This is a genomic window from Verrucomicrobiia bacterium (assembly GCA_035495615.1).
Classification (GTDB): domain Bacteria; phylum Omnitrophota; class Omnitrophia; order Omnitrophales; family Aquincolibacteriaceae; genus DATJFP01.
Genome location: DATJFP010000091.1, coordinates 1 through 4,148 on the forward strand (window position 1 = coordinate 1; position 4,148 = coordinate 4,148).

Annotated in this window: 5 protein-coding genes; 3 read left to right on the forward strand and 2 right to left on the reverse strand. The window is 59.6% G+C overall.

Annotated elements, in window-relative coordinates:
• Positions 1-505, forward strand: a 505-nt coding sequence (locus VL688_11680) for a diaminopimelate decarboxylase (protein HTL48708.1), incomplete at its 5' end; no start/stop codon positions are given.
• Between the two features lie 9 nt (positions 506-514).
• Here the strand turns inward: VL688_11680 and leuD are convergent.
• Positions 515-1,162: a 3-isopropylmalate dehydratase small subunit gene (leuD, locus tag VL688_11685; GenBank protein HTL48709.1), complete on the reverse strand. Its 648-nt coding sequence runs from the start codon at positions 1,160-1,162 to the stop codon at positions 515-517.
• The gene (gene leuC, locus VL688_11690; protein ID HTL48710.1) at positions 1,162-2,562 is read right to left on the reverse strand and encodes a 3-isopropylmalate dehydratase large subunit; all 1,401 of its coding nucleotides are present in this window, start codon (positions 2,560-2,562) and stop codon (positions 1,162-1,164) included. The genes leuD and leuC overlap by 1 nt, the downstream gene beginning before the upstream one ends.
• 124 nt (positions 2,563-2,686) lie before the next feature.
• On the opposite strand from leuC, the gene dapF reads away from it, so the two are divergent.
• Positions 2,687-3,523 carry a diaminopimelate epimerase gene (gene dapF, locus VL688_11695; GenBank protein ID HTL48711.1) on the forward strand — a complete coding sequence of 279 codons (837 nt, stop codon included), beginning with the start codon at positions 2,687-2,689 and terminating at the stop codon, positions 3,521-3,523.
• An 8-nt stretch (positions 3,524-3,531) separates the two neighbouring features.
• Positions 3,532-4,148, forward strand: a 617-nt coding sequence (gene dapA, locus VL688_11700) for a 4-hydroxy-tetrahydrodipicolinate synthase (GenBank protein ID HTL48712.1), incomplete at its 3' end; no start/stop codon positions are given.

Genomic DNA, 4,148 nt, shown 5'->3' on the forward strand with positions numbered 1-4,148 from the left:
CGCGGAGCAGTATGCCAAAAAAATCCTGCCGCTTTTCAAGGGCCGCAAGTTCCGCCTGGTATTCGAGCCCGGCCGTTTCGTTTCCGCCAATGGCGGCATCCTGGTGGGCAAAGTCCTCTACATCAAACAGACGAACGTGAAGAATTTCGCCATCGTGGACACGGCCATGAACGACCTTATCCGGCCCACGCTCTACGACGCGCATCACGAGGTGCTGCCGTTGAAAGCGAACGCCAAGGCCAAGAAATGGGTGTACGACGTGGTGGGCCCGGTGTGCGAAAGCGGCGACGTGCTCGCGCGCGACCGTTATCTCCAGGAGCTTTCCGAGGGGGAGTACGTGGCGTTCATGACGTCCGGCGCCTACGGCTTCGTGATGGCGTCCAACTACAATTCGCGGCCCCGTCCGTGCGAGGTGCTGGTGAAGGGGAATAAGTTCGAGATCGTGCGCAAGCGCGAGACGTTCGAGTCTCTTTTTACCGGCGAGACCATTCCCGCCTTCGTCTAATCTGAGGGATTATTTCTTTCCTGCGGCAAACTGCGCATCGTGCTTTTTTTCGAAAGCGTCGATGGCGGCTTTTTCCTGAAGCGTGGTGCCGATGTCGTCCAGCCCGTGGTAGAGGCGTTTTTTGACGGCGGGATCGATGTCGAAGTGAAAGCTGATTTCCTCGTCCAGATGCAGGACCACGCGCTGCTCGTCCAGGTCTACCGTGGCTTCCAATCCCGGAAACCGTCCGATCATCTGAAAAATTTCCTCGACTTCAGCCTCGCCCAGCTCCACGGTCAATAAGCCGTTTTTCCCGCTGTTGTTGCGGAAGATGTCCGCGAAGCCGGGAATGCGCGCATTGCCTTCGCCTTTGCGCGGAGCGATCACGGCCTTGAAGCCGTATTGATGCACGGCCCACACCGCATGCTCGCGGCTCGAACCGCAGCCGAAATTATTGCGCGCGACCAGGATGCTCGCTTTTTGGAACGCGGGTCTGTTGAGAGGGAAGTCCGCGTTCGGGCTTCCGTCCGCCTTGTAGCGCCAGTCGTAGAAAAGATATTCGCCGAAGCCTGTGCGCTTGATGGATTTCAGAAATTGCTTGGCGATGATCTGGTCCGTGTCCACGTTGGCCGTGTCGAGCGGGGCGAGAACGCCGCGATGGGTTTGGAAGGCTTCCATTATTTCCAGCTCCTTAAATCCACAAAGTGTCCCGCGACGGCGGCCGCGGCCGCCATTTCCGGGCTGACCAGATGCGTCCGGCCGCCTTTGCCCTGGCGTCCTTCGAAGTTGCGATTGGAAGTCGAAGCGCAGCGTTCGCCCGGGCTCAGCTGGTCCGGATTCATGGCCAGGCACATGCTGCAGCCGGATTGGCGCCAGTCGCAGCCCGCGGCCCGAAAGATTTTGTCGAGGCCTTCGGCTTCGGCCTGAGCGCGCACGGCCTGCGAGCCGGGGACGATGAGCGCCCGGATGCCCTGCGCGACCTTGCGGCCTTTCAATATTTGGGCGGAGGCGCGCAGGTCTTCGATGCGGCCGTTCGTGCAGCTTCCGATGAAGATGGTATTGATCTTGATGTCGGTGAGCGGCGTGCCGGGCTTGAGGCCCATGTAATTCAGCGCCTGCTCCACATCCTTTTTGCTGTAGCCGGGAACTTTGTCCGGTTCCGGAATGCGTCCCGTGACGTCCATGACCATGCCGGGATTTGTGCCCCAGGTCACCTGCGGCGCGACTTCCGCGGCATTGATGACGAGCTCGCGGTCGTATTTCGCGCCGGCGTCAGAAGGAAGCGTTTTCCAGAAGGCCAGCGCCTTGTCCCAGGCCGCGCCTTGGGGAACAAACGGGCGGTTTCCTTTGGAAAGATATTCGTACGTGATTTCGTCCGGCGCGATCAGTCCCGCGCGCGCTCCGGCCTCGATGCTCATGTTGCACATGGTCATGCGGGCTTCCATGGAAAGCGAGCGGACCGCGTCGCCGCAGTATTCGAGCACGTACCCCGTGCCGCCGGCGGTTCCGATGATGCCGATCATTTTCAGGATCAGGTCTTTGGCGGTCACGAAAGGCTGCATCTTGCCGCGGAATTCGACTTTGAAAGTTTTGGGCCGCTGCTGCGGCAGGCATTGCGTGGCCAGGACATGCTCGACTTCGGAAGTACCGATGCCGAAGGCCAGCGCGCCGAAAGCGCCGTGCGTGGACGTGTGCGAATCGCCGCAGACAATGGTCGTGCCGGGCAGCGTGAGGCCGAGCTCGGGGCCGATGATGTGCACGACGCCCTGGCGGTCGCTTTTCAGATCGTAAAGGGTCACGCCGAATTCCGCGCAGTTTTCCGTGAGTGCGTCCATCTGGGCCTTGGAAATGGGGTCCTTGATGTTATCGCGATCGTCGGTCGGGACATTGTGGTCCATGGTCGCGAACGTCAGCTCCGGCCGGCGGACCTTACGCTTGGAAAGGCGCAGTCCTTCGAAGGCCTGCGGGCTTGTAACCTCGTGGACCAGATGGCGGTCGATATAGATGAGGGTCTGCCCGTCCGAGAGGGTGGTGACCAGGTGATTTTCCCAGATTTTGTCGAAGAGGGTCTTTGCCATAAGCCCCCTAGTATAGCGGCCTCTTTTTTGAATTCCAACAAAAAACCGGCCAAAAACCCCGTTCCCAAGAAGGGTTAGGAGTGGTATCATAACCATTCATTTTCAACCGGATACGAAGGAGCTTATGTCCAAAGAATTGCCGTTTTTCAAACTCGAAGCCTCGGGAAACGATTTCGTCGTGGTCGACAACCGCCGCGCGGCACTCAAAGACCCCGTGAAGTTCACGCGCCAGGTCTGCGCGCCTCACACCGGAGTCGGCGCGGACGGCGTGCTCCTTCTCGAAAAATCCCGCAAGCAGGCCTTCAAGATGCGCATCATCAATTCCGACGGCTCCGAAGCCGAAGCGTGCGGCAACGGGTTCCGCTGCATTTCGCTCTTCGCGCATAAAAAGCTGGGGCTTCCCGCGAAGTTCGAATTCGAATCGCTGTCCGGCGTGATCCAGGCAAACGTGAAGGGCAGCCGCATCCGCGTGCGCATGGCCAAGCCCAAGGATTACCGGGCCGAAGGCGAGCTTTCCGTGGCCGGAAACCGGCTGCATTACTCGTTTATCAATACCGGCGTGCCCCACACGGTCATCTTCGTGAACAACCTGAGGGGTATCGATGTCGCACTTCTCGGACGCGCCATCCGGTATCACGAAGATTTCAAGCCCAAGGGCACGAACGTCAACTTCGTCGAAATCAAAGACAAGCACTCGATCCACGTGCGCACCTACGAGCGCGGCGTGGAACAGGAAACGCTCGCCTGCGGCAGCGGCTCGACCGCGTCCGCCATCATCAGCGCCCTGCATGGCAGGACCCAGGCGCCGGTCAAGGTCAAGACCAGCGGCGGCGAGATCCTGACGATCGATTTCAAGGTCCGCGGCAAAGAAGTGACGGAAGCTTATCTGGAGGGCGGCGCCCGTTTTGTTTTCGAGGGCAAGCTCTGCCCCTTTCCCGAAGTCAAAAACAACCACGCGTAGAGGGATTTATGGCGAAGGACAAGAAAAAATTCGAAGGTTCCATGGTGGCGCTCGTCACTCCGTTCAAAGATGGCAAGGTCGACACGATCGCGCTCAAGCGCCTGCTCGATTTCCATCTGAAGCACAAAACCGACGTCATTGTGCCGTGCGGGACGACCGGCGAATCCGCCACGCTGTCGCATGACGAGCACCGCTTTGTCATGTCCTTTGTCGTGGACTACGTAAACGGAAAAGTCCCGGTCGTTTGCGGCACGGGCTCCAACAACACGACCGAAGCGTTCGGGCTCCTGCAGTACGCCAAAAAAATCGGTGCGGACGGCGCTCTTGTCGTCACGCCATATTACAACAAGCCCACGCAGGAAGGTCTTTACCGCCACTACGAATACATGGCCACGCGCGTGGACATTCCCATGGTGCTCTACAACGTTCCCGGACGCACGGGCGTGAACATGGCGCCGTCGACGGTCGCTCGCCTTTCCAAGATCCCCACGATCGTGGCCATCAAGGAAGCCAGCGGCAATCTCGACCAGGTCGACCAGATCCGCGAACTGTGCGGCATCACGATTCTCTCCGGCGATGACGGCCTGACCGTGCCCATGATGGCGATCGGCGCGCGCGGCGTCAT

Excerpts from the sequence above, each read along its gene's own strand:
- leuD (HTL48709.1), bottom strand. The coding sequence starts at position 1,162 with ATGGAAGCCTTCCAAACCCATCGCGGCGTTCTCGCCCCGCTCGACACG.
- leuC (HTL48710.1), bottom strand. The coding sequence starts at position 2,562 with ATGGCAAAGACCCTCTTCGACAAAATCTGGGAAAATCACCTGGTCACC.
- dapF (HTL48711.1), top strand. The coding sequence starts at position 2,687 with ATGTCCAAAGAATTGCCGTTTTTCAAACTCGAAGCCTCGGGAAACGAT.